At 68.0% G+C, this 24,521-nt stretch carries 23 protein-coding genes; 8 read left to right on the top strand and 15 right to left on the bottom strand.

The features are described from left to right. Positions 1-46: 46 nt before the first annotated feature. Positions 47-1,204, top strand: coding sequence for a citrate/2-methylcitrate synthase (locus tag D7D52_RS12075; protein ID WP_120736396.1), 1,158 nt, complete (start codon positions 47-49; stop codon positions 1,202-1,204). A gap of 55 nt (positions 1,205-1,259) precedes the next feature. On the opposite strand, the gene tpiA is transcribed toward D7D52_RS12075, so the two are convergent. From tpiA to uvrC, 7 genes are all read right to left on the bottom strand, one after another. Next, positions 1,260-2,045 (bottom strand): triose-phosphate isomerase, encoded by a 786-nt coding sequence (gene tpiA / locus D7D52_RS12070; protein WP_120736395.1) that lies wholly within the window; start codon positions 2,043-2,045, stop codon positions 1,260-1,262. A 3-nt stretch (positions 2,046-2,048) separates the two neighbouring features. Further along, positions 2,049-3,296 (bottom strand): phosphoglycerate kinase, encoded by a 1,248-nt coding sequence (locus tag D7D52_RS12065; protein WP_120736394.1) that lies wholly within the window; start codon positions 3,294-3,296, stop codon positions 2,049-2,051. A gap of 6 nt (positions 3,297-3,302) precedes the next feature. Further along, positions 3,303-4,319, bottom strand: a complete 1,017-nt coding sequence (gap, locus tag D7D52_RS12060; protein WP_120736393.1) for a type I glyceraldehyde-3-phosphate dehydrogenase — start codon at positions 4,317-4,319, stop codon at positions 3,303-3,305. 212 nt (positions 4,320-4,531) lie between these two features. Further along, entirely contained in the window at positions 4,532-5,515 is a 984-nt protein-coding gene (whiA, locus tag D7D52_RS12055; RefSeq protein ID WP_120736392.1) for a DNA-binding protein WhiA, read from the bottom strand. Continuing rightward, entirely contained in the window at positions 5,506-6,564 is a 1,059-nt protein-coding gene (locus D7D52_RS12050) for a gluconeogenesis factor YvcK family protein (RefSeq protein WP_120736391.1), read from the bottom strand. The genes whiA and D7D52_RS12050 overlap by 10 nt, the downstream gene beginning before the upstream one ends. Beyond that, positions 6,561-7,562, bottom strand: coding sequence for an RNase adapter RapZ (gene rapZ, locus D7D52_RS12045; protein WP_120736390.1), 1,002 nt, complete (start codon positions 7,560-7,562; stop codon positions 6,561-6,563). Before rapZ ends, D7D52_RS12050 begins: the two co-directional genes overlap by 4 nt. Before the next feature lie 226 nt (positions 7,563-7,788). Next, on the bottom strand, positions 7,789-9,834 hold the full coding sequence (gene uvrC, locus D7D52_RS12040; protein ID WP_120736389.1) for an excinuclease ABC subunit UvrC: 2,046 nt from the start codon (positions 9,832-9,834) through the stop codon (positions 7,789-7,791). A gap of 106 nt (positions 9,835-9,940) precedes the next feature. Here uvrC and D7D52_RS37715 point away from each other — a divergent pair, with 106 nt between their 5' ends. Then, on the top strand, positions 9,941-10,114 hold the full coding sequence (locus tag D7D52_RS37715) for a hypothetical protein (RefSeq protein WP_162958288.1): 174 nt from the start codon (positions 9,941-9,943) through the stop codon (positions 10,112-10,114). A gap of 495 nt (positions 10,115-10,609) precedes the next feature. Then, positions 10,610-10,960 carry a hypothetical protein gene (locus D7D52_RS12035; protein ID WP_120736388.1) on the top strand — a complete coding sequence of 117 codons (351 nt, stop codon included), beginning with the start codon at positions 10,610-10,612 and terminating at the stop codon, positions 10,958-10,960. Between the two features lie 30 nt (positions 10,961-10,990). On the opposite strand, the gene D7D52_RS12030 is transcribed toward D7D52_RS12035, so the two are convergent. Then, a complete protein-coding gene (locus D7D52_RS12030) occupies positions 10,991-12,244 on the bottom strand; it encodes a winged helix-turn-helix domain-containing protein (protein WP_246023819.1) in 1,254 nt (417 codons plus the stop codon). Positions 12,245-12,366: 122 nt separating this feature from the next. Between D7D52_RS12030 and D7D52_RS12025 the strand changes: the two genes are divergently transcribed. Next, entirely contained in the window at positions 12,367-14,031 is a 1,665-nt protein-coding gene (locus D7D52_RS12025) for an FAD-binding dehydrogenase (RefSeq protein ID WP_120736387.1), read from the top strand. On the opposite strand, the gene D7D52_RS12020 is transcribed toward D7D52_RS12025, so the two are convergent. Further along, a complete protein-coding gene (locus tag D7D52_RS12020) occupies positions 14,018-14,461 on the bottom strand; it encodes a hypothetical protein (protein WP_120736386.1) in 444 nt (147 codons plus the stop codon). The two genes, D7D52_RS12025 and D7D52_RS12020, sit on opposite strands and share 14 nt — an antisense overlap. A gap of 242 nt (positions 14,462-14,703) precedes the next feature. Beyond that, complete coding sequence (locus D7D52_RS12015; protein ID WP_120736385.1) at positions 14,704-16,173, bottom strand: amino acid permease; 1,470 nt, start codon at positions 16,171-16,173, stop codon at positions 14,704-14,706. Positions 16,174-16,402: 229 nt separating this feature from the next. Between D7D52_RS12015 and ggt the strand changes: the two genes are divergently transcribed. Beyond that, positions 16,403-18,358 carry a gamma-glutamyltransferase gene (ggt, locus tag D7D52_RS12010; protein WP_120736384.1) on the top strand — a complete coding sequence of 652 codons (1,956 nt, stop codon included), beginning with the start codon at positions 16,403-16,405 and terminating at the stop codon, positions 18,356-18,358. 13 nt (positions 18,359-18,371) lie between these two features. On the opposite strand, the gene D7D52_RS12005 is transcribed toward ggt, so the two are convergent. The 4 genes from D7D52_RS12005 to D7D52_RS11990 form a co-directional block, all read right to left on the bottom strand. After that, on the bottom strand, positions 18,372-18,836 hold the full coding sequence (locus D7D52_RS12005) for a PH domain-containing protein (RefSeq protein ID WP_120736383.1): 465 nt from the start codon (positions 18,834-18,836) through the stop codon (positions 18,372-18,374). Between the two features lie 3 nt (positions 18,837-18,839). Continuing rightward, positions 18,840-19,319: a 6,7-dimethyl-8-ribityllumazine synthase gene (ribH, locus tag D7D52_RS12000; RefSeq protein ID WP_120736382.1), complete on the bottom strand. Its 480-nt coding sequence runs from the start codon at positions 19,317-19,319 to the stop codon at positions 18,840-18,842. Positions 19,320-19,361: 42 nt separating this feature from the next. Beyond that, a complete protein-coding gene (locus tag D7D52_RS11995) occupies positions 19,362-20,606 on the bottom strand; it encodes a bifunctional 3,4-dihydroxy-2-butanone-4-phosphate synthase/GTP cyclohydrolase II (protein ID WP_120736381.1) in 1,245 nt (414 codons plus the stop codon). An 89-nt stretch (positions 20,607-20,695) separates the two neighbouring features. Next, complete coding sequence (locus D7D52_RS11990) at positions 20,696-21,322, bottom strand: riboflavin synthase (protein WP_120736380.1); 627 nt, start codon at positions 21,320-21,322, stop codon at positions 20,696-20,698. Positions 21,323-21,942: 620 nt separating this feature from the next. Between D7D52_RS11990 and D7D52_RS11985 the strand changes: the two genes are divergently transcribed. Further along, positions 21,943-22,287, top strand: coding sequence for a hypothetical protein (locus D7D52_RS11985; protein ID WP_246023816.1), 345 nt, complete (start codon positions 21,943-21,945; stop codon positions 22,285-22,287). Here the strand turns inward: D7D52_RS11985 and rpe are convergent. Further along, positions 22,273-22,962: a ribulose-phosphate 3-epimerase gene (gene rpe / locus D7D52_RS11980; RefSeq protein ID WP_120736378.1), complete on the bottom strand. Its 690-nt coding sequence runs from the start codon at positions 22,960-22,962 to the stop codon at positions 22,273-22,275. The two genes, D7D52_RS11985 and rpe, sit on opposite strands and share 15 nt — an antisense overlap. Positions 22,963-23,109: 147 nt before the next feature. Here rpe and D7D52_RS11975 point away from each other — a divergent pair, with 147 nt between their 5' ends. Both D7D52_RS11975 and D7D52_RS11970 read left to right on the top strand, forming a co-directional pair. Continuing rightward, a complete protein-coding gene (locus D7D52_RS11975; protein ID WP_120736377.1) occupies positions 23,110-23,532 on the top strand; it encodes an ATP-binding protein in 423 nt (140 codons plus the stop codon). A 245-nt stretch (positions 23,533-23,777) separates the two neighbouring features. Next, a complete protein-coding gene (locus D7D52_RS11970; protein WP_246023990.1) occupies positions 23,778-24,506 on the top strand; it encodes an RNA polymerase sigma factor SigF in 729 nt (242 codons plus the stop codon). Positions 24,507-24,521: the final 15 nt, after the last annotated feature.

Here is a 24,521-nt window from a genome sequence, read left to right as displayed (position 1 = left end):
CTGTAGTTGATCGCGGTCGCACAGTGCATCTCAGGAGGTGCGAACAATGACGATCAACGCCCCGCTCGACGAACTCATCGAGGTGCCCGCCGGATTGCGGCACGTCATCGCGGCCGAGACCCGGCTCGGCGATGTGCGCGGCAACGAGGGTTTCTATCACTATCGCCAGTACTCGGCCATCGATTTGGCCCAGCAGCGCACATTCGAGGACGTATGGTTTCTGATGCTGCGGGGCCGACTGCCCGACGCGCGTGAACTCGCGGAGTTCACGAAAACCGTTGCCGCCCTGCGCGTCCTGCCACCCGACCTGCTGCCCGTCCTGACCGCCGCGGCCCGCGCCGGGACCCGCTTCCGCCCCATGGCCGGATTGCGCACCGCGCTGTCGATGCTCGCCGAGACCCTGGAGCTGCCGCCGCTGTGGGACGCCGACCCGGCCACCCGCGAGCACGACGCCCTGCGCTGCTGCGCCGTGACGCCGACCATCCTGGCCGCCCTGCATCGGCTGCACCAGGGCCTGGAACCCATTGCGCCGCACCCGAATCTGCCGACCGCCGCCAACTGGCTCTACATGCTCTCCGGTGAAACACCGTCGCCGCGGGCGGTGCGCGCCGTCGAGCGGTATCTGATCGCGACCATCGACCACGGCTTCAACCCCTCCACCTTCACCGCCCGCGTGGTCGCCTCCACCGGCGCGGATATCGCCGCCGCGCTCATCGCCGCCATCGGGGCGTTCACGGGACCGCTGCACGGCGGCGCGCCCGACCGAGCCCTCGACACCCTCGACGAGATCGGCACCCCCGACCGCATCGACGCCTGGGTGCGCTCCACCGTCGCCGCCGGCGGCCGCATCATGGGTTTCGGCCACGCCGTCTACCGCACCGACGACCCCCGCTCGGTCATGCTGCGCGAAATCGCCACCGAATTCGGCGGCCCCCTGGTCGATTTCGCCACCACCGTCGAATCCCGGGTGGTCGAGCTGCTGGCCGAACTCAAACCCGGCCGCCGCCTCTACCCGAATGTGGAGTTCTACGCGGGCGTGGTCATGGAACTGTGCGGCATCCCCCGCCCTATGTTCACCCCCACCTTCGCGGTCAGCCGCGTGATCGGCTGGACGGCGAACATTCTCGAACAAGCCGACTCCCCCAGGATCATTCGCCCCGCCGCCCGCTACATCGGTACGCCCGCACCACAACCGGTGCCGTGAACGCCGAAAGGCCGGACATCCCAGGGATGTCCGGCCTTTCGCGTCTCGACGACCGTTACGGCAGCGGACCGCCCGCGGCGATCGCGGACAGGGTCGCGAACTCGTCGCCCTTCAGCGAGGCGCCGCCGACCAGCGCGCCGTCGATATCGGTCTGACCGACCAGCTCGCCGACGTTCTTGGCATTGACCGAACCGCCGTAGAGGACCCGAACACCCGCGGCCACTTCGGGATTCGCCAGTTCGGCGAGCTCCTTGCGAATGGCCCCGCACACTTCCTGCGCGTCGGCCGGCGTGGCGACCTTGCCGGTGCCGATGGCCCAGACCGGCTCGTAGGCGATGACGATCTTGGCGATCTCCTCCGCCGTCAGCCCCTTGAGCGAGCCGCGCAGCTGCTCGAGGTTGTACTCGACATGGGTCTTGGTCTCGCGCACGCCCAGACCCTCGCCGATGCACACGATCGGCGTGATGCCGTACTTGAGCGCCTGCTTCGTCTTGGCCAGGACCGTGGCGTCGTCCTCGTTGTGGTACTGCCGCCGCTCCGAATGGCCGACCACGACGAACGAGCAGCCCAGCTTCGCGAGCATGGAACCGCTGATCTCGCCGGTGTAGGCGCCCTCGTCGTGGGTCGAGACGTCCTGCGCGCCATAGGTGATCAGCAGCCGGTCGCCCTCGACCAGCGTCTGCACGCTGCGCAGGTCCACGAACGGCGGGATCACCGTCACGTCGACCTTGTCGAAGTACTTCTCCGGCAACGCGAACGCGATCTTCTGCACCAGGGCGATGGCCTCGAGGTGATTGAGGTTCATCTTCCAGTTGCCGGCGATCAAAGGCTTACGTGCCATGATTCAGTCCTCCAAGACCGCGAGGCCGGGAAGTTCCTTGCCCTCCAGGTATTCCAGCGACGCGCCGCCACCGGTGGAGATGTGCGAGAAACCGTCCTCGGGCAGACCGAGGGTGCGCACCGCCGCGGCCGAGTCACCGCCGCCGACGACCGTGAACGCGCCCTTGGACGTGGCGACCGCGATCGCCTCGGCGACCCCGCGGGTGCCGGCCGAGAACTTCTCGAACTCGAACACGCCCATGGGACCGTTCCAGAACACCGTCTTGGCCTCGGTCAGCAGCGCACCGAAACGGGCGGCCGAGTCGGGACCGATGTCCAGGCCCATCCAGCCGTCCGGAATCTCGTGGGCCGCCACCGTCTTCGGCTCCGCGTCGGCGGCGAACTTGTCGGCCACCACGATGTCCACCGGCAGGTGGATGACATCGCCGTACTTGTCGAGCAGGCCCTTGCAGGTCTCGATCATCTCCTCCTGCAGCAGCGAGGTGCCGACCGGAAGACCCTGTGCCGCAAGGAAGGTGAAGCACATGCCGCCGCCGATGACCAGCGTGTCGACCTTGGGCGCGAGCGCCTCGATGACCGCCAGCTTGTCGGAGACCTTGGAACCGCCGAGCACGACCGCGTACGGCCGCTCGGTGTCCTCGGTGAGCTTCTTCAGCACTTCGGTCTCGGCCGCGACCAGCGTGCCCGCGTAATGCGGCAGCAGCTTCGCCACGTCGTAGACCGACGCCTGCTTGCGGTGCACGACGCCGAAGCCGTCGGACACGAAAGCGCCGTCGTCGCCGACGAGTTCGACCAGCGCCCGGGCCAGCTTGGTCCGCTCGGCATCGTCCTTGCTGGTCTCGCGGGCGTCGAAACGCACGTTCTCGAGCAGCATCACGTCGCCGTCGGTGAGGCCCTCCGAACGCGAGAGCGCGTCGTAGCCCACCACGTCACCGGCGAGCTGAACATTGCGGCCCAGCTCCTCGGCCAGGCGCGCCGCCACCGGCGCGAGCGAGAACTTCGGATCCGGCTCGCCCTTCGGGCGGCCCAGATGCGCGGTCACCACGACCTTCGCGCCGGCCTCCGCCAGCGCCTTGATCGTCGGCGCCGAGGCGATGATGCGGCCCGGGTCGGTGATGGCGCCGCCGCTTGCGATCGCTTGCGGGTCGCTCGTAACAGGGAAGTCGAGGGGAACGTTCAGGTCGGAGCGCACCAGCACGCCCCGACCCTCGACACCCTCGTTCAGCAGATCCTGGAGTGTCTTGATCGTCATCGGCGCTTAGAGGGACTTGCCGACGAGGCCGACGAGATCGGCGAGACGGTTGGAGTAGCCCCACTCGTTGTCGTACCACGAGGCGACCTTGACCTGGTTGTCGATGACCTGGGTCAGCGGCGCGTCGTAGATGGAGGAGTGCGGGTCGGTCACGATGTCGGAGGAGACGATCGGGTCGACGTTGTACTTCAGGATGCCCTCGAGCTTGCCCTCGGCGGCTTCCTTGAACGCGGCGTTGATCTCGTCGATCGAGGCGGCCTTGGCCAGATCCACGGTCAGGTCGGTGAGCGACCCGGTCGGGACCGGCACGCGCAGCGCGTAACCGTTGAGCTTGCCCAGCAGCTCGGGCAGCACCAGGCCGATGGCCTTGGCGGCGCCGGTGCCGGTCGGCACGATGTTCAGGGCGGCGGCGCGGGCGCGACGCAGATCCTTGTGCGGGGCGTCCTGCAGGTTCTGGTCCTGGGTGTAGGCGTGGACCGTGGTCATCAGGCCACGCTCGATGCCGAAGGAATCGTTGAGCACCTTGGCGATCGGGCCCAGGCAGTTGGTGGTGCACGAGGCGTTGGAGATGATGTTCTGCGAGCCGTCGTACTTGTCGTCGTTGACGCCGATGACGATGGTGATGTCCTCGTCGGTGGCGGGCGCGGAGATGATGACCTTCTTGGCGCCGGCGGCCAGGTGGCCCTTGGCCTTGGCGGCGTTGGTGAAGATGCCGGTGGACTCGACGACCACGTCGACACCCAGGTCGCCCCACGGCAGCGCCGACGGGCCTTCCTTGATCTCGAGGGCCTTGATGCGCTGGTCGCCCACGACGATGTCGTCGCCGTCGAGGGAAACGTCCTGCGGCAGCCGGCCGAGGATCGAGTCGTACTTCAGCAGAGTGGCAAGGGTCTTGTTGTCGGTCAGGTCGTTGACCGCCACGATCTCGATGTCAGTGGTGCCGAGGGCCTTCTGCGCCTCGACGGCGCGGAAGAAGTTGCGCCCGATGCGGCCGAAGCCGTTGATCCCTACCCGGACAGTCACGTTTTCGCTCCTCAGCTTTGCGGATCGTTTCCGTTGCGGTGTTAACCCTAGCGCTGTAACGGATACATCACGGACACACCCCCGCCACGGCGAACTACGGAATGTTCACTTCCGTCACACAGAGCGGAAGCGCCGCGACCCCAAGGGTTGCGACGCTTCCGGACGGAACCACTCGCGGCGGTGTACCGGTTCACTCACCGCGGGTGCGTGATTCAGGCCTCTTCGAGCAGCTCTGCGGTGACGGCACTTTCGGTGTCGGGCACGCCGAGTTCCTTGGCACGGCGGTCCGCCATCGACAGCAGCCGCCGAATCCGGCCCGCCACAGCGTCTTTCGTCATCGGCGGATCGGCCAGCTGACCCAGCTCCTCGAGCGAGGCCTGCCGGTGCAGCACGCGCAGCTTGCCCGCGGCCGCCAAATGGTCTGGCACATCGTCGCTGAGGATCTCGAGCGCGCGCTCCACCCGGGCCGCCGCCGCGACCGCCGCCCGCGCCGAACGGCGCAGGTTGGCGTCGTCGAAGTTGGCCAGCCGGTTGGCCGTCGCCCGGACCTCGCGGCGCATGCGCCGCTCCTCCCAGGTGAGCCGGGTGTCCTGCGCGCCCATGCGGGTCAGCAGCGCGCCGATGGCCTCACCGTCGCGCACCACCACGCGATCGGTGCCGCGCACCTCGCGCGCCTTGGCCGAGATGCCCATGCGCCGGGCGGCGCCCACGAGGGCCAGCGCGGCCTCGGGTCCCGGGCAGCTCACCTCGAGCGCGGAGGATCGGCCCGGTTCGGTGAGCGAGCCGTGCGCGAGAAACGCTCCGCGCCAAGCGGCTTCGGCATCGCCGATGCTGCCGCCGACCACCTGCGCGGGCAGCCCCCGCACCGGGCGGCCGCGCACATCGAGCAAGCCGGTCTGGCGCGCCAGCGCCTCGCCCTCCTTGGAAACCCGCACCACGTACCGGGAGGTTTTCCGGAGCCCGCCCGCGCCTAGGACATGCACGTCCGAGCCGTAGCCGTACAGCTCGAAGATCTCCCGGCGCAGCCGGCGCGCGATGGAACCCATGTCCACCTCGGCCTCGACGATCACGCGACCGCCGACGATGTGCAATCCACCGGCGAACCGCAGTAGCGCGGACAGTTCGGCCTTGCGCGAACTCACCTGTGATACAGAGAGTCGGCTCAGCTCGTCCTTCACTTCCGCTGTCATCGCCACGAGACGCGCTCCTTTCCACCCAACCCGGACCGCACACGTTGGCCCATATGCCGTCCTTCGACTCGAAGCCCTGCCAATTCCGGCCGAGGTTGCCGGATCACCTGATCCAGTGCGGCGGCAAGCTTTCCGGGGTGGTGCCGGTCCGTCCCCGCCTCGGCGACATCAGCGAAGGTTACTCGTGCACGCAGCTGTTCGGCAGCTCTTGCCAGATGTTCGCGTTCCCTACCCTCGGGTACGGAACCCGAGTCCACCAAAACATGGTCGACTGTGAAATCCGGTGCGTGCTGGGACAATACATGCAGGTGCCGCTCAGCGGAGAATCCGGCCGTTTCGCCCGGTTCGGCAGCGAGGTTGAGCACCAGCACTTTCCGCGCCCGGGTATGCAACAGCGCTTCGTGCAATTCGGGCACGAGCACATGCGGGATGACGCTGGTGAACCAGCTTCCGGGGCCCAGCACCACCACGTCGGCGTGCTCGATGGCCGAGGTCGCCTCGGGGCAGGCGGGCGGATCCGAGGGGATCAGCCGCACCCGGCGCACCTTGCCCGGCGTGGTCGCCACCGCCACCTGGCCGCGGATGCAGCGGCTCACGCGCGGATCCCCTTCCAGGCCCGAGACATCCGCCTCGATGGTCAGCGCGATCGGCGACATGGGCAGGACGCGGCCGGTCACCCGCAGCACCTTGCCGGCCTCGTCGAGGGCGGCGACCGGATCGCCGAGCTCCTCGGTCAGGCCCGCCAGGATCAGGTTGCCCACCGAGTGCCCGGCCAGCGCGCCGGTGCCGCCGAAGCGGTGTTGCAAGGTTCGCGCCCAGATGCCGTCGGCCTCTTCGGCCAAGGCCGCCAACGCCATTCGCAGATCACCCGGGGGTAGCATGCCGAGCTCGGCGCGCAACCGGCCCGAGGAGCCGCCGTCGTCGGCGACGGTGACCACCGCGGTGATCTTGCGGGTGAGCCGCCGGATGGCGGTCAGCGTGGAGTACAGGCCGTGCCCGCCACCCAGCGCCACGATGGCCGCATTGGTGGTGCGGCCGTTGTCGTTGTCGCTCATTCCCGCCCCAGATCCCGATGGACCACGCGCACGAGAACTCCCGCGCCCCCGTCCGACTCCGTGCTGTCCGCGCCCAGGGCATCGCCCAGCGCTTCCGCTACGGCCACACTGCGGTGCTTGCCGCCGGTGCAGCCCACTGCCACGGTCATGTATCGCTTCCCCTCTTGGCGGTAACCCTGGGTCGTCAGGTCGACCAGATGCCGCGCGGTGCCCAGATAGTCCTGGGCGCCCGGGCGCGACAACACATATTCGCTGACCGGGGCGTCCTGTCCGGTCTTTTCGCGGAGTTCGGGAATCCAGTGCGGATTCGGCAGGAATCGCAGATCGAACACCATGTCGGCGTCGAGCGGCACCCCGTACTTGAAACCGAACGACTGCACGGTCAGCTGCAGCACGGTGGCGGCGTCGCCGCCGTAGACCTCCTCGAGTTTGCGGTGCAACTGGTGGATGGACAGCTCGGTGGTGTCGATGACCACGTCGGCGGCCGTCTTCACCGGGTCCAGCCGCCGCCGTTCGGCGGCGATGCCGGCGGTCAGGGTGCCGTCGGCGCTGTCGCTCTGCAACGGATGCCTCCGCCGCGCGAATCCGAAACGACGGATCAGCACATCGTCGGAGGCTTCGAGGAACAGGATGCGGGTGCGCACGCCCGCCGCCCGTAGCTGCTCGCCGACCGCGGCGAGGTTTCCGGTGTAGAAGCGGTTGCGCACGTCCATGACCAGCGCGAGTTTGCGGATGGGCGGTTCGGCGCTGCCGCCGAGTTCGACCATGCGGCCGATCAATTCGGGTGGGAGGTTGTCGGCCACGTAGTAGCCGAGGTCCTCGAGCACCTTGGCGGCGGTGCCGCGGCCGGCCCCGGACAGGCCGGTGACGATCACGACCTCCACCGGTGTGGATTCGCCTCCGGACCGTCCGTGCCGGGCCGTCGGCTGGGGATCAGATGTCTCGGTTTTCTTACTGCTGTTTTCGGCCGTATGGGTATTGGCTTCGACGCGCGTCATGTCCTACCGGTTCGTGTCTGGAGTTCCCTCGATCATCCTGCACCGACGGCCGGAAACACGGCAGGCACACAAGCGGAGCGCAACCTACCTGTGATTTGCGCTCCCGACCTGCACACGCGGCGTGTCGCGATTTTCCCGATCGGCGTGTCGCACTCTACCCGGTGCGTCCCGTTCCGACGCGCCAAGGCGCGCTGGGCGCGCGCCACGCCGAGACGACGCGCCCGAACTATTGAGACTGGACGGCACCACTGTGACTGGAGGGGTCCGCGGCGGGTTGCGTGTGCAACGCCGACAGCACCGCCTTGGCGGTCGCCACACCGATCCCGGGGACCTCGATGATCTGCTCGACGGTGGCCTGCTTGAGCTTGGCCACCGAACCGAAGTGCTGCACCAGCGCGGTCTTTCGGGCCGCGCCCAGACCGGGCACCGAGTCCAGCGCCGATTCGGTCATTCGCCGCGACCGCTTGGAGCGGTGGAAGGTGATGGCGAACCGGTGCGCCTCGTCGCGCACCCGCTGCAACAGGTACAGCGCCTCACTGGTGCGCGGCATGATCACCGGATCGGGCTCGTTGGGCACCCACACCTCTTCCAGGCGCTTGGCCAGGCCGATGACCGCGACATCGGTGATGCCGAGCTCGTCGAGCACCTCGGCGGCGGCGTTCACCTGCGGCGCGCCACCGTCGACCACGTACAGGTTGGGCGGGTAGGAGAAGCGGCGCGGCTTGCCGGTCTTGGGGTCGATGCCGGGCGGCAGGCCGGATTCGGCTGGGTCGGAAGCGGATTCGAGTTCCGCGGCCTCGGCGGCGTCGAGATCGCGGCGCAGTTTGTAGAAGCGCCGCCGGGTCACCTCGGCGATGCTGGCGACGTCGTCGGAGCGCCCGCCGCCGGCGGCCTCCTTGATGGCGTAGTGCCGGTACTCGGACTTGCGGGCCAGCCCGTCCTCGAACACGACCAGCGAGGCCACCACGTCGGTGCCCTGTACGTGCGAGATGTCGACGCATTCGATGCGCAGCGGGGCGCTGTCGAGATCCAGGGCGTCCTGGAGTTCCTGTAGCGCGGCCGAGCGGGCGGTCAGATCCCCGGCCCGCTTGAGCTTGTGCTGGGCCAGCGCCTCCTGCGCATTGCGCTGGACGGTCTCGGCGAGCGCCTTCTTGTCGCCGCGCTGCGGCACCCGCAGCTGCACCGCCGAACCGCGCAGGCCCGACAGCCAATCCTGTACTTGCTCATGGTCATTGGGCAGCGCCGGCACCAGCACCTCGCGCGGGACCACCGCGCCGGGCTGCTCGTTGCCGCTCTGCGCGGCGACCGCGGTCTGCTCGCCGTAGAACTGGGTCAGGAACTGCTCCACCAGTGCCGGCAGCTCCCCACCGGATTCCACGGCGTCGATGGCGTCACCGGACTTGTCGACCACCCAGCCGCGCTGACCGCGCACCCGCCCGTCGCGCACATGGAAGATCTGCACCGCCACCTGGAGTTCGTCCAGGGCGAAGTCGACCACATCGGCGTCGGTGCCGGTGCCCAGCACCACCGCCTGCTTCTCGAGCGCGCGTTTGAGCGCCTGCACGTCGTCGCGCAGGCGGGCGGCCAGTTCGAAGTTCAGTTCGTCGGACGCCTCGTGCATGCGGCGTTCCAGCTGCTTGACCAGCCGGTCGGTCTTGCCGGAGAGGAAGTCGCAGAAGTCGTCCACGATCTTGCGGTGCTCGGCCGCGCTGACGCGCCCGATGCACGGCGCGGAGCACTTGTCGATGTAGCCGAGCAGACACGGACGCCCGATCTGACTGTGGCGCTTGAAGACTCCCGCCGAACAGGTGCGCACCGGGAACACCCGCAGCAGCAGATCCAGGGTTTCGCGAATGGCCCAGGCGTGGGCGTAGGGGCCGAAGTAGCGCACGCCCTTCTTGCGCGCGCCGCGGTAGACGAACACGCGCGGGTATTCCTCGTCCAGGCTGACCGCCAGCACCGGATACGACTTGTCGTCGCGGTAGCGGACATTGAAGCGCGGATCGAATTCCTTGATCCAGTTGTATTCCAGCTGCAGCGCTTCCACCTCGGTGGACACCACGGTCCACTCGACGGCGGCCGCCGTGGTCACCATCTGGCGGGTGCGCGGATGCAGCCCGGCCACATCCGCGAAATACGAGTTGAGGCGGCTGCGCAGGCTTTTGGCCTTACCCACATAGATGACCTGCCCGTACTTGTCCCGGAACTTGTAGACGCCGGGTTCGACGGGAATGGTGCCCGGAGCGGGCCGGTAGGTCGCGGGATCTGCCACGCGTCCAGGTTAGTCATGCCCTCCGACACACCCGCCGGGCCATCCCGCGACCATCCGCGGCGCGCGCGGCGACGAAGTATTCCCAAGATCAGCAGAGAGGAACGTCATGACCGGTCTGCGTATGCGCCGCCGCTCGCTCGCCATCGCCGGGGCCGTGTGCCTGGCCGCCGCCGCATTGGTGGCGGTCTCGATGCCCGCGTCGGCGAAGTCCGAGAACAACCCGGTACCCGGGCACGGGGACATCCTCGTGCTCGCGTCGGCGATGACGACCCGAGGGTGACTCACCCCCTCATCCCGGCAGCAGCCACTTCGTCATTCCGACATACAGCCCACCCCGCCATTCCGGCATACAGCCCCCTCGTCATCCCGGCATGCGGCCCCCCTCGTCATTCCGGCATGCGGCCCCCCTCGTCATCCCGGCATGCGGCCCCCTCGTCATCCCGGCATGCGGCCCCCTCGTCATCCCGGCATGCGGCCCCCTCGTCATCCCGGCATGCGGCCCCCTCGTCATCCCGGCATGCGGCCCCCTCGTCATTCCGGCATGCTTTTGGCCGGAATGACGAGGGGGGTGACTGCCGGAATGACGGGGAGACTCATGCCCTGCGCGCAGTCGCGCAACGCATGGCGATCGTTCCCGTCGCCGGCGCCGCGCCACGCCGGAGCGCTGTTCTCCGCGAGTTACGACCTGTCCGCGGCACTCGCGGTCAGTATGGGACGAACTGTTTCGTTTGCTCTGTCCGTACTTGATCTGTCCGTATACGAGGGAGTTTGTTCGATGACCGATCATCACCATCTCCACCCGCGTCGCCGGTCCTTCGCGCTCGGTTCCGCACTCGGTATCGGCGCGGCGGGCCTGATTTCGCTGACGGGGGCCCCGGCCGCCCACGCCGACAATGTCTGCCGTATCGACAAGACGCTCGACACCGCCACCTTCACCTGCCCCGAGAACGCCTGGTACGCGGCGGTCGTGGAATGCCTGGGCACCCGGCAGGTGGGCAGCGGCTACCAGTCCCCCACCTACATAGTGGGCGATTCGCCGCGGCCGCTGATCCCCATGACCATCGAATGCACCGGGGACGGCAAGAAGGGCATCGTGCTCAACGCCTGGACCGACGGCCCGTTCTGAGCCGTTGACGCGCGGCCGATCCGCCGGCCCCTAGGCGATCGGCCGCGCTCGGGCGATCTCGCGCCGCAATTCCGGTGCGAGATCGCCCTTTTCACCCACCTCGATCGTGTCGAGCGCGAGCCAGTCCGCCAGCTCCCGCGACGCGCCGGCCAGCGCGCCCGCCACCCGCGCGGTAGCGCGGCCGGGTTCGGCGAAGGCCGCGGGCACCAGCAGACGCCCGCTCGCGCGTTCCGCCCGCAGGTCGACGCGTCCCACGAGTTCACCGTCGAGCAGGAACGGGAACACGTAATACCCGTGCACCCGTTTGTGTTCCGGGGTGTAGATCTCGATGCGGTAGTGAAAGTCGAACAGCCGCTCGGTGCGGTCGCGGAAGAAGATGAGCGGATCGAACGGGCACAGCAGCGCGGCCCCGGTCACCCGGCGCGGGATCCGCGCCTCGGCGTGCAGGTACGCCGGTTTGTCCCAGCCTTCGACCCGCACCTGTTCCAGCTCACCCGTTTCCAGCAGGGCCGCGATGGCGGGCTCGGTCTGGCTTCGATGCAGCCGGTAGTAGTCGCGCAGATCGGTTTCGGTGCCGACGCCGTGCGCCCGTGCGGCCCGGCGCACCAGCTCCAGCACCGCCTCGGCCTCGTCGGGCTCGCGCGAGAGCACTTCGGCGGGAAGCACATTCGCGGTGAGGTCGTAATGCCGTTGGAAGCCGACCCGTGTGGGGACCGTCAGCTCCCCCGCCGCGAACAGCGCCTCGCACACCACCTTGGTGTCGCTGTAGTTCCAGCCCCAATTGTCCTTGGACCGTGGCCGATCCAGCTCCAGATGCTTCTCGATCTCGCCGGCCGTGCTGGGCCCGAACTGCTTCAGCACGCCGAGCACATCGTCGGCCAGCGCTGGATTGCGGTCGAGGACCTTGCGCATCCCGTTCCAGCGCCCGTGCCGGTAGCGCACCATCCGCCAGCGCAGCAGCGGCCAGTCCGCGACCGGGATCAGCGCCGCCTCGTGCGCCCAGTACTCGATCAACTGCCGGGGCCGCCGCGCACTGTGCTGCCACGCCGCCTCGTCCAGCAGCGTCCGGTCGTAGGCCCCGATGCGGCTGAAGACCGGCGCGTAGTGCGCGCGCACCACCGCCGACACCGAATCCAGCTGGAGCAGCCGGGTGCTGTCGAGCACCTTCATGACCGTGCGCCGGGTGGGCGCGGCGCTGGGCCGGGCGGCGGAGAAACCCTGGGCCGCCAGGGCGGTGCGGCGCGCCGCGGCGAGCGTCAGCGCGGCGGGCGGGGAAGTCGGCACACTCGAACCATGCCACGAGCCACCGACACCCTCGCGCGATCCAGCGCCTTATCGGCGTGCTGTACAGCAGCGACCTCGTTCGATACATTCGTGTATCGAACCTCTACCGCAAGGACACAGGCATGATCGAGAACCCGGATGTCATCGTCGTCGGCGCCGGCCTGGCCGGTCTGGTCGCCACGCACGAGCTGGTCAAGGCCGGTCGGCGCGTGCTCGTGCTGGATCAGGAGAACCGCGCCAACCTGGGCGGGCAGGCGTTCTGGTCGCTGGGCGGGCTGTTCTTCGTCGACAGTCCCGAACAGCGCCGCCTCGGCGTCAAGGACAGTCTCGAACTGGCCCTGCAGGACTGGTTCGGCTCGGCCGGGTTCGACCGGGAGGACGAGGATCATTGGGCCCGGCAGTGGGCGCGCGCCTACGTCGAGTTCGCCGCGGGTGAGAAGCGGCAGTACCTCTACGACCTGGGGCTGCGGGTCACCCCGGTGGTCGGCTGGGCCGAGCGCGGTGGCGTCGCCGCCGACGGGCACGGCAACTCGGTGCCGCGTTTCCACCTCACCTGGGGCACCGGGCCGGAAGTGGTGCGCGTGTTCCTCGAGCCGGTGCTCGCGGCCGAGCAGCGCGGGCAGGTCGGCTTCGCGTTCCGGCACCAGGTCGACGAACTGATCGTCGAGGGCGACGCGGTGACCGGTGTGCGCGGCAGCGTGCTGGAAGCCTCCACCGCCGAGCGCGGTGTGGCCTCGTCGCGAACCGTGGTGAACCAGTTCGAGTTTCGGGCCGCGGCCGTCATCGTCTCCTCCGGCGGCATCGGCCACAATCACGAACTCATCCGCCGCAACTGGCCGGCCGATCGACTGGGCCCGTGCCCCGAGCACATGATCTCGGGCGTGCCCGCGCACGTGGACGGCCGCATGCTGGGCATCACCGAGGCCGCGGGCGGGCGCATCGTGAACCGGGATCGCATGTGGCACTACACCGAGGGCATCCACAACTGGGATCCGATCTGGCCCGATCACGCCATCCGCATCATTCCGGGCCCGTCGTCGCTGTGGTTCGACGCGAACGGAAAGCGTATGACCGCACCGGCTTTCCCGGGTTTCGACACCAACGAGACCATGAAGCAGATCCTGGCGACCGGGTACGACTACTCGTGGTTCGTGCTGGATCAGTCGATCATCGAGAAGGAGTTCGCGCTCTCGGGCTCCGAGCAGAATCCCGACATCACCGGCAAGGACCTGAAACTCGCGCTCAAGAGCCGGGTGGCCAAGGGCGCGCCGGGACCGGTGGAGGCGTTCAAACAGCACGGCGTGGACTTCGTGGTCGCCGACAATCTGGCCGATCTGGTCGCGGGCATGAACAAGATCGCGCGCGGCCCGCAACTGGACCTGGCCGACCTCGAACGCCAGATCGTCGCGCGCGACCGGGATGTCGCGCACAAGTTCAGCAAGGACGCGCAGTTGATGGCGATCAACAATGCCCGCCGCTTCCTGGGCGACAAGGTCCGGGTGGCGAGCCCGCATCGCATTCTGGATCCCGCGCACGGCCCGCTGATCGCCGTGCGGCTCAATATCCTCACCCGAAAGACGCTGGGCGGCTTGCAGACCAACCTGGACTCACAGGTCATTCGCGCCGACGGCACCCCGTTCCCGGGCCTGTACGCGGCGGGCGAGGTGGCCGGATTCGGCGGCGGCGGCGTGCACGGCTACAACGCGCTGGAAGGCACCTTCCTGGGCGGCTGCATCTTCTCCGGCCGCAATGCCGGACGCGCGCTGGGCCGGGTCAGGCTGGGGTGAACCAGGTGTAGCAATCCTTGCGCAGCAGCAGCGCGAGCACCACGCCGGACACCATCACGCCGAACAGCACGGTGAACGGTCCCACGCCCGTGGGCATTTCGGCCGACACCAGGGTGAAGGCCCCCAGAAATGCCTGCAGGCTGGCCACTCCCAGCGCGCCCACCCAGACCCAGCGCGAGCGCAACCCGAAAAGCAGTGCGACGCCGCCGATCAGCCACGCGCCGAAGAAATGCCCGACGCTGCCGAGCACGCGGTCCGCCCCACCGACCGCGGAGATCAGGCCGTGCAGCATCGCCAACCCCATGGCGGCGAGCGCGGCGAACTGGGTTTCGCGTACCTTGGCGGGCATCTCGATGCCGGCCGGAACACCGTTTTCCGCGACTAGCGGTGGCAATACCACCTCGTCGGCGACAGCCGTCTGCGAACTCACCGCACTCCTCATCGAGTAACCCCTGGTCGCGCGCCCCCTGCGAACGCGCTGAACCTGACGCTAACCAAATGTTCGGATTCCGGACAATCTGGTTGCGGAAGTTATGACCATGGCCACAACGCATAGCCTGTCGCCGGGAAACGTGATCTCGAACACGTAACGGCCGCACGTGATTTCACGCGCGGCCGTTGAAAAACGCTGGTCCGGAGACGATTTCCCAGTGTACTCCCGGGAGCCGGAAACTACTTGTCGTCCATCGGGATCGGCGGAATCACCGGGAATTCTCCGGTGTAGCCCTCCCGCTGTTTGGCGATGGCCAACACCCGCGGGCTGGCGACCTTCCAGCCGATGGCCAAGGCGGGCACGATGATCACCAGGCTCGCCACCGTCCACGTACCGACCGGCCGGTCGAATGCCATGAGCACCAGCACCAAAGCCAGGAACACCAGCGTGGCGATGCCCGTATAGGGCGCGCCGATCATCCGGAACGCGGGCCGCTCGGCCTGCCCCTTCTTCCACCAGTAGAACAGCTTCAACTGGCACAGCACGATGGTCGCCCAGGACGCCAGAATGCCGAGCGAGGCCACATTCAGCACGATCTCGAACGCCTTGGACGGCACGATGTAATTGAGCCAGATACCGAACAGCGCGATCACCGCGGTGAGCAGAATGCCGCCGTAGGGCACACCGGCTTTCGACATGCGCGAGGTGAATTTCGGCGCACTGCCGTTCATCGACATCGACCGCAGAATACGACCGGTGGAATACAGTCCGGCATTCAAACTCGACAGCGCGGCGGTGAGCACCACGAAATTCATGATCGAGCCCATGTGCGCCACACCGAGTTTGCCGAAGAAGGTGACGAACGGGCTCTCCCCCGACTTGTAATCGGTGTAGGGCAGCAGCAGCGCGAGCAGAATGACCGAGCCGCAGTAGAACACCGCGATACGCATGATCACCGAATTGATGGCGCGCGGCATGATCTTGGCCGGATTCTCGGTCTCGCCGGCCGCGATGCCGACCATTTCCACGGCGGCATAGGCGAATACGACACCGGAGGTGACGGTGACCAGCGGCAGCACGCCGGTGGGGAACCAGCCGCCGGCGTCGGAGACCATGCCGAAGCCGGTGCTCTGGCCGTCGACCTTGAAGCGCCCGGCGAGGAAGACGGTGCCCACGACCAGGAAGGTCAGCAGGGCCAGCACCTTGATCATGGCGGCCCAGAACTCCATCTCGCCGAACCATTTCACCGAGGCCAGGTTGATGCCGAGCACGATGATCAGCGCGCCCAGCGCCAGGATCCATTGCGCGACCGGCTGGAACGGACCCCAGTAGTGCAGGTAGGTGGCGACCGCGGTGGTGTCGACGATGCCGGTCATGGACCAGTTCAGGAAGTACATCCACCCGGCCACGAATGCGGCCTTCTCGCCGAAGAATTCGCGGGCGTAGGAAACGAACGAGCCCGAGGACGGGCGGTGCAGCACCAATTCACCCAGCGCGCGCAGGATGAAGAAGACGAAGACGCCGCAGACCAGATACACCAGAAAGAGCGAGGGGCCCGCATTGTGCAGGCGGCCACCCGCTCCCAGGAACAGGCCGGTGCCGATGGCACCGCCGATGGCGATCATCTGCAACTGCCGAGGTTTGAGCGCTTTGTGATAGCCGCTGTCCTCGGCATTGAGGCTGGTGGCAGTTGTCCGGATCTCGGTCATTCGCCGGGTTAACCCTCCGCAATCGTGAAGTGAGGCAGCCTGAGGGTACCTTGCCGTTTGCTGAGGATCACATCGGCGCTCCGGGCCCATGACCATTCGGCGAATCCGGCCGGTCAAGCGACCAACTGGTTTTGTTTGTCGGGATTGCCGCGAAACCGCTGCCCCGCGCGGATCGCCCGCACCTCGCCAAAGCCCTTCCCCCGCGGCCCCGCGGCGCTAGAGTCCGATCATGAGGCGCTTGCGACGAATCGGGAGCGGCGCTGCCGCCCTGCTACTGCTAGCCGGATTGGCCACCGCGTGTTCGTCCTCGACGAACCAGACCGCGTCATGCACGGTGTCCCGCAACGGAACTCCCGTCACCTCGGGCATCCCGGCCGGGCCCACCAGCACCAACCTGTCGCTGAACCCGGAGGTCGCCACCGGTTTCCGCACCGGCATGACCCCGGTGCGCACCGGCGATTTCGCGGTCTCGACCGCCAATCCCGTTGCCACGGAAGCCGCCTGCAAGGTGTTGCGCGACGGCGGCACCGCCGCGGACGCGCTCATCGTGGCGCAGACCGTGCTCAACCTGGTCGAACCGCAAGCCACCGGGATCGGCGGCGGCGCGTTCCTGATGTACTACGACAACACCGCCAAGACCGTGGACGCCTACGACGGGCGCGAAACCGCCCCCGCCGCCGCCACCCCGGACTACCTGCGCTACATCAGCGCCGCGGTTCACACTGTGCCGCAACCGAACGCGCGCGCCAGCGGCCGCTCGATCGGCGTGCCCGGCGTGCTGCGACTGCTGGAGCTGGCGCACAACGAGCACGGTAGGCAGCCCTGGAAGGACCTGTTCACCCCGGCCATCAACCTGGCCGATCAGGGCTTCGAGATCTCCCCGCGGATGGCCGAGCAGATCGGCGAATCCAAGGCGGACCTGGCCCGCGACGACAACGCCAAGGCGTATTTCCTGCAGTCGGACGGCAGCCCGAAGACCGCGGGGACCAAGCTGACCAATCCGGCGTTCGTCAAGACGCTCTCGGCCATCGCCACCGACGGACCGAACGCCTTCTACACCGGGGCCATCGCCGCCGATATCGTCGACACCACCGCCACCACCTCCGCCTCGCGCACCCCGGGCCTGCTGTCCCTGGCGGATCTGCAGTCCTATCAGGCCAAGAAGCGCACCGCGGTCTGCTCGCCCTACCGCGATCACCAGATCTGCGGCATGCCCAACCCGTCCTCGGGCGGCATCACCGTGGAATCCGCCCTGGGCATTCTGTCCAACTTCGACCTCTCGGCCATGAAACCAACCGATCTGTCCGGCAATGGTGACAAGGCCCGCGACGGCGGCAAGCCCACCGCCGAGGCGGTGCACCTGATCGCCGAGGCCGAACGCCTCGCCTACGCCGACCGCGACAAGTACATCGCCGACTCCGATTTCGTTCCGCTGCCGGGCAATTCACCCGACAAGCTGCTGGACCCGAACTATCTCAAGCAGCGCGCGGCGCTCATCGACCCGCACAAGAGCCTCGGCACCGCCAAACCCGGCGACTTCGGCCCCGTGCCGGTGGGCAACGGCCTGCAGCAGCCCGAACACGGCACCAGCCACATCTCCATCGTCGACAAGTACGGCAATGCCGCCGCCATGACCACCACCGTCGAATCCGCCTTCGGCTCTTTCCATTTCGTCGACGGCTTCATCCTCAACAACCAGCTCACCGACTTCTCCGCCGAACCCGTGGACAAGGACGGCGCACCCGTCGCCAACCGCCTCGACCCCGGCAAACGCCCCCGCAGCTCGATGGCGCCCACCCTCGTGTTCGACCGCAACCCCGACGGCTCGCGCGGCGGGCTGCACATGGTCACCGGATCCCCCGGCGGCTCGGTCATCATCCAGTTCGTGGTGAAAACCCTGGTGGGCGTGCTGGATTGGGGCATGGACCCGCAGCAGGCGGTCTCCATGATCGACTTCGGGGCCGCCAACACCCCCACCACCTACCTGGGCGGTGAACATCCCGCCGTCGCGGCCGCCGACAACGGCGACCACGATCCGCTCGTGCAGCAACTGCGCCAGGAGGGCGATCAGGTCTCGGTCGCACCGCAATCCAGCGGTCTGTCGGCCCTGGTCCGCGACGGCAGCGGCTGGATCGGCGGCGCCGACCCGCGCCGCGAGGGCGCGGTCCTCGGCAGCCCGCGCTAGCGGTGGTCGCGGCCTAGCTCTGGTTCTCGGCGCTGTACTTGGCGCCGAGTTCCCGGAAGCGGTCCATGGCCTCGGCGGCGCGCATGCGGTCGTTGGAGCGGATGGCCATCATGGGGACGTACTCGTCGTGGGCGAGTTCCAGTCGCGCCCAGGACTTCTTGTCCGGGAAGGAGATCCCGCGGATGTCCTGCCACCGGAACTCGTTGTCGCCCACGATATTGCGGACCACGACGCCGCGCTTGCCGACGCGCACCCGGGGCCGGGTCAGGGTCAGCACCGCGCCGGCGAGCACCAGGCCGAACAGCGCCAGGCCGATCTGGTCGGAGACCCGGAAGTTCACGCCGGTCGAGCCGTGCCGCAGCACGATGCCGCCGAAGACGAAGATGGCGGCCAGCACGGCGGCCACGATGCGCACGGTGCGGATGGCGCGGTGCGGGCGTACCTCGAGGTCCCATTCGGGAGTCGTCGTGTCCGGCATGGCTCAGACGGTCTGGGTGAGTTCGCGCAGGGTGAGCGCGGCGTCGAGGGCGGCCGCGGCGGCCTGCTCGCCCTTGTTCTCCGCCGATCCCGCCAGGCCCGCCCGATCCAGGGCCTGCTCCTCGGTGTTCACCGTCAGCACGCCATTGGTGACCGGGGTGCTCTCGTCCAGCGACACCCGGGTCAGACCGGCGGTGACCGAATCGCACACGTACTCGAAATGCGGTGTGCCGCCGCGGATCACGACACCCAGCGCCACCACGGCGTCATGGGTGCGGGCCAGCGCCTGCGCCACCACCGGCAGTTCCATGGCGCCGGCGACGCGGACCACGGTGATATCGGAGACGCCCGCGGCGCGCGCGGTCCGCTCCGCGTTCGCGACCAGTGCGTCGCAGATGGTGGTGTGCCAGCGCGAGGCCACGATCCCCAGCTTGAGATCCTTGGCATCGGCGAGCTCGAAGCTCGGTACGCCGGTACCGCTCATCGTGATACGCCCTCTCGGTAGTCGGTCAGCGCGAACCGGCGCTCAGTTCGCGGTTTCGCCCAGATCCAAGTCTTCCAGGCCGACCAGGTCGTGCCCCATCCGGTCCCGCTTGGTGCGGAGATAGCGCAGATTGTGCTTGTTGGCGCGCACCGGCATGGCGACCCGCTCGCTGATGGACAGGCCGTAGCCCTCGATGCCCGCGCGCTTGTCCGGGTTGTTGGTCAGCAGCCGCATGGAGGTGATGCCGAGATCGGCGAGGATCTGCGCGCCGATGCCGTAGTCGCGGGCGTCGGCGGGCAGGCCCAGGTTGAGGTTGGCGTCGACGGTGTCGTCGCCGCCGTCCTGCAGCTGGTAGGCCTGCAGCTTGTGCAGCAGCCCGATGCCGCGGCCCTCGTGGCCGCGCATGTAGAGCAGCACGCCGCGGCCCTGCTCGGCGATCATCGCCAGCGCGGCGTCCAGCTGCGGGCCGCAGTCGCAGCGCAGCGAGCCGAAGGCATCGCCGGTGAGGCATTCGGAGTGCACGCGCACCAGCACGTCGCGGCCGTCGCCGATATCACCCATCACCAGGGCGACGTGCTCGGCGTCGTCGTATTCGCTCTCGTAGCCGATAGCCCGGAAATCACCGAACTCGGTGGGCAGCTTGGCTTCCGCGACCTGCTTGACGTGCTTCTCGTTGCGGCGACGCCAGGCGATCATGTCGGCGATGGAGATCAGCGCCAGATCGTGTTCGTCGGCGAACACGCGCAGCTCGTCGGTGCGCGCCATATCGCCCTCGTTCTTCTGCGACACGATCTCGCAGATGACGCCGGCGGGGCTGAGCCCGGCCATGCGGGCCAGATCGATGGCGGCCTCGGTGTGGCCGGGGCGGCGCAGCACGCCACCGTCCTTGGCGCGCAACGGAACCACGTGACCCGGACGGGTCAGATCGTCGGATTTGGCGCTCGGGTCGGCCAGCACGCGCATGGTGGTGGCGCGGTCGGCGGCGGAGATGCCGGTGGTGATGCCGACGCGGGCATCGACGGCGACGGTGTAGGCGGTGCCGTGCTTGTCCTGGTTGACCGCGTACATCGGGGGCAGGCCCAGCCGATCGCAGTCGTCCCCGGTGAGCGGCACACAGATGTAACCGGAGGTGTAGCGGATCATGAAGGCCACCAGCTCCGGTGTCGCCTTCTCCGCGGCGAAGATGAGGTCGCCCTCGTTCTCCCGGCCCTCGTCGTCGACGACGACGACCGCCTTACCGGCGGCGATGTCGGCGACTGCGCGCTCGATGGTGTCGAACCTGGTCACGTCTGTTGTGCTCCATCTCGATTTAGGTGCCCCCTAACAGTAGGGCAGCCATCGTGCCCGTTTTGCGTCGACTCCCGGCCATCGGGAGATCAGCCGCGCTGCACGAGGCGCTCCACGTACTTGGCGATGATGTCGACCTCGAGGTTCACGACGGTGCCGACCGGGGCGGTGCCGAGGGTGGTGAGCTCGCGGGTGGTGGGGATGAGGGAGACCTCGAGCCAGTCCTTGGCGCCGTCGGCGTATGCCTCGGGGGCGATGCCGAGGCCGGAGACGGTCAGCGAGATGCCGTCGACGGTGATGGAGCCCTTCTCCACGACGTAGCGAGCGATGCTGTCGGGCAAGGAGATTCGCACCACCTCCCAGTTCTCGTAGGGGGTGTGGGAGACGATGGTGCCGGTGCCGTCGACGTGGCCCTGCACGATGTGGCCGCCGAGGCGGCTGTCGACGGCGGCGGCGCGTTCCAGGTTGACCCGCGAGCCGACGCTCAGGCCGCCGATGCTGGAGCGGTGCAGGGTCTCGGCCATCACGTCGACGGTGAAGGTGTCGCCCTCGACCTGCTGGTCGACGACGGTGAGGCAGACGCCGTTGACGGCGATCGAATCCCCGTGCCCGGCATCGGAGGTGACCAGGGGGCCGCGGATGGTGAGTCGCGCCGAATCGTCCACCTGTTCGGTGGCGACGATCTCGCCCAGCTCCTCGACGATGCCTGTGAACATGCCTGCCTCTCCCTGCTCGCCTGTGCGTTCCGCTTGCGGCAACAGCCCGCACCACGGGCGGTATTCCCGTCGGCGGACGGCCGCGCCCCTCAGCCTAACGACGCGGGGTCGTAGACGACATAGGGCCTTGTTCACTGGAGCGTTGGAGACCGGAAGACAAACGACCTCCGGCATTAGCCGACTCGCGATCCGAAATTTGTCCGAATTAACCGGGATGCCCAATCGAAAGTCCGAATTTCCCGGTTCTTTGCACTGGCTGACCTGCGTCAACAGGTCTTCGTACCCAATCCGCGACTCGCCTACACCAGAATCTTGCGCAGAACCAAAAATGGTCGCAAGATTGTTATGCAGCCGATTCCAATAGTTCAACTTTCAGGGTTTCACATTTCAGGTTTCACGGCCTCCGGCCTCCCGGCCGGCGGCGCTCACCGCAAGCATTCGAACCGAAGGAAGGTTGGACCCCGCGCGGGTCGGATCCAGGTGGCAGACAACACATTCGGCACAGATGGGGGTGCGGCGTGACGACGTTTCTCGATTCGACACTCGAACTTCGCTGCGTACGGTATCGCCGCGATTTTCACCTGCCGGCATCGATAGACCCGGCCTCACGGCACATCCTGTTGGAGATAGGCGCGCGCTACGGCGCCATCACCATGCCCGCCGACCTCGGCGAACGCGTCCAGCAGCGGCTCGCCCAGGCCGAACTGGCCGGGCCGGTCGTGCATCATCCCCGCGCTCGGCGCTGGACCTTCATCACCGGTCCAGCCCGCCCGGGCGCCCTCGGAAAATCCACGGCGGCGGCGCTGTTCCGGCTCTACGCCACCGTCGCCTGCCCGGGCGCCCAGGTCGTGCTCCCGTCCGCCGACGACGAGCGGACCGGCTACCGGACCTGGATCCAGTCCCCCGACGCCATCGACAGTGTGCCGCCGCTGGAAACGGTGATCGAGGCGCTACTGCGGCGGTGACTGGGTGCGGCGCTGACTCAGTGCGGCGTCGACCGCGATCGCCTTCTGCCGCAAGACTTCCACCGTCGCGGCCGGGTCCGGGGTCCCGTACACCGCGGATCCGGCGACGAAGCAGTCCACGCCCGCCTCGGCGGCCTGTTCGATGGTGTCCATATTGATGCCGCCGTCGATCTCCACCACCAGGCGCAGCTCGCCGGCATCGACCAGGCGGCGCACCTGCTTGGCCTTGTCGAGCACGTGCGCGATGAAAGACTGTCCGCCGAAACCGGGTTCGACACTCATCACCAGCAGGGTGTCGAATTCCCGCAAAATCTCGAGGTAGGGCTCGATCGGGGTGTTCGGCTTCACCGACAGGCCCGCCTTCGCACCCGCCGCGCGGATGTCGCGCGCCACCGCGATCGGATTGTCGGTGGCCTCGGCGTGGAAGGTGACGTTGTAGGCGCCGGCCTCCGCGTAGCCCGGGGCCCAGCGTTCCGGATTCTCGATCATCAGATGGCAGTCCATCGGAATGTCGGTGACCTTCAGCAGGCTCTGCACGATCGGCAGGCCCAGTGTCAGGTTCGGCACGAAATGGTTGTCCATCACATCGACGTGCACCCAGTCGGCGCCCTCGATGGCCGCCAGCTCATCGGCCAGGCGCGCGAAGTCGGCGGACAGGATGGACGGGGCGATCATCGGGGCGGGCCGCTGAAAAGGCGAGGAGGAGGTGCACACAGCGCGCAGTCTATCGGCCGCCGGACACGGTCCGATCCCAAGACAGGGCAGAGCTGTATCCCGGGATATGGCTGATTGCCGCGCGCCGGAATGGGTAGCCTTGACAAGGTGATCAACATTTCGGCGGAACAAGGACTGCGTGCGACACCGGTCGAGATCGGCGTCGCCGCCTCCGTCTCCCAGTTGCCCATCGTGCGCGGACTCGCCGAAACCCTGGTGCTACTCAGCGATTTCACCCTCGACGAGGTGGCCGACATCCGCCTCGCGGTCGACGAGGCCGCCTCCACCCTGATCGCGCTGGCCGCGCCCGGCACCACCCTGCGCTGCAAGTTCACCGTCGGCGACACCGATCTGATCGTGCGGGTCAGCGGCACCGCCGCCGCCGAGGGACTGCCGGATCAGCGCAGTTTCGGCTGGCATGTGCTGCGCACGCTGTCGGACGAGGTCACCGCCGACCAGCAACCCTTCGACGCGACGCTCTCCGGATACCCGACGGCCGTGGAGTTCCGGCGGGTCCGGGGGAAGGCGTAGTGATCGACGGAGCTGACGTGTTCGCATCCACCCCCGACTCCACCCCGCCCGACCCGGACCACCGCGCGGACCCCGAGTCCGAGGAACCGCACGGCGCCAACGCATCCGGCGCCGAGACCACCGGCGGTGAGGCCACCGGCGCCGAGACCAATGGCGAGGACGTCGACGAGGTCGAGGAGACCGTCGACGCCGAGGAGGCCGAGGAGGTCGCCCGCAGCGTCTCCGGCTACGACGATGTCAGCGCGCTGTTCGAGCAACTCGCCGCCGCCGCACCGGAATCCGGGCAGCGGGCCGCGCTGCGCACCCAGCTGATCAATCGCTGCATCCCGCTCGCGGATCACATCGCCCGCAAGTTCAGCGGGCGCGGTGAGCCTTTCGACGATCTGACCCAGGTCGCGCGGGTGGGTCTGGTGCACGCGGTGGACCGTTTCGACATCTCGCGCGGCTCGAATTTCCTGTCCTTCGCGGTCCCGACCATCATGGGTGAGGTGCGCCGGTATTTCCGCGACAACACCTGGGCCATGCGAGTCCCGCGGCGTGTCAAGGAAACTCATCTGCGCATCGGCTCGGCCATCGACGCGCTGTCGCAGCAGCTGGGCCGCTCCCCCACGGCCAAGGAGATCGCCGCCGAACTGGGCATCGACGCCGACGAGGTCACCCAGGCGGTCATCGCCGGAAACGCCTACCAGCCCAGCAGTATCGACGCGGTCTCCGTCGGCCGCGACACCGAGGCGTCGCTGCTGGACACGCTCGGCGAGGAGGAGTCGCAGTTCGACCGGGTCGAGGAGTACGTCGCCATCCGCCCGCTGCTGGCGGGGCTGCCCGAACGCGAACGGCGCATTCTCACCATGCGTTTCTTCGAGTCCATGACCCAGACCCAGATCGCTCAGCAGATGGGTATCTCCCAGATGCACGTCTCGCGGATCCTGGCGAAAACGCTGGCACGCCTGCGGGAGCAGTCCGCCCGGGAGTGATTCCGGCGTGGCCGG

The sequence above is a fragment of the Nocardia yunnanensis genome (assembly GCF_003626895.1).
GTDB lineage: Bacteria > Actinomycetota > Actinomycetes > Mycobacteriales > Mycobacteriaceae > Nocardia > Nocardia yunnanensis.
This window is presented reverse-complemented; position numbering and strand designations above follow the sequence as displayed.

Excerpts from the sequence above, each read along its gene's own strand:
- D7D52_RS12015 (WP_120736385.1), bottom strand. The coding sequence starts at position 16,173 with ATGACCGAGATCCGGACAACTGCCACCAGCCTCAATGCCGAGGACAGC.
- D7D52_RS12005 (WP_120736383.1), bottom strand. The coding sequence starts at position 18,836 with ATGCCGGACACGACGACTCCCGAATGGGACCTCGAGGTACGCCCGCAC.
- ribH (WP_120736382.1), bottom strand. The coding sequence starts at position 19,319 with ATGAGCGGTACCGGCGTACCGAGCTTCGAGCTCGCCGATGCCAAGGAT.
- ggt (WP_120736384.1), top strand. The coding sequence starts at position 16,403 with ATGAGGCGCTTGCGACGAATCGGGAGCGGCGCTGCCGCCCTGCTACTG.
- rpe (WP_120736378.1), bottom strand. The coding sequence starts at position 22,962 with ATGATCGCCCCGTCCATCCTGTCCGCCGACTTCGCGCGCCTGGCCGAT.
- D7D52_RS12065 (WP_120736394.1), bottom strand. The coding sequence starts at position 3,296 with ATGACGATCAAGACACTCCAGGATCTGCTGAACGAGGGTGTCGAGGGT.
- D7D52_RS12075 (WP_120736396.1), top strand. The coding sequence starts at position 47 with ATGACGATCAACGCCCCGCTCGACGAACTCATCGAGGTGCCCGCCGGA.
- tpiA (WP_120736395.1), bottom strand. The coding sequence starts at position 2,045 with ATGGCACGTAAGCCTTTGATCGCCGGCAACTGGAAGATGAACCTCAAT.
- D7D52_RS12050 (WP_120736391.1), bottom strand. The coding sequence starts at position 6,564 with ATGAGCGACAACGACAACGGCCGCACCACCAATGCGGCCATCGTGGCG.
- D7D52_RS12035 (WP_120736388.1), top strand. The coding sequence starts at position 10,610 with ATGACCGATCATCACCATCTCCACCCGCGTCGCCGGTCCTTCGCGCTC.
- D7D52_RS11990 (WP_120736380.1), bottom strand. The coding sequence starts at position 21,322 with ATGTTCACAGGCATCGTCGAGGAGCTGGGCGAGATCGTCGCCACCGAA.
- rapZ (WP_120736390.1), bottom strand. The coding sequence starts at position 7,562 with ATGACGCGCGTCGAAGCCAATACCCATACGGCCGAAAACAGCAGTAAG.
- D7D52_RS12025 (WP_120736387.1), top strand. The coding sequence starts at position 12,367 with ATGATCGAGAACCCGGATGTCATCGTCGTCGGCGCCGGCCTGGCCGGT.
- D7D52_RS37715 (WP_162958288.1), top strand. The coding sequence starts at position 9,941 with ATGACCGGTCTGCGTATGCGCCGCCGCTCGCTCGCCATCGCCGGGGCC.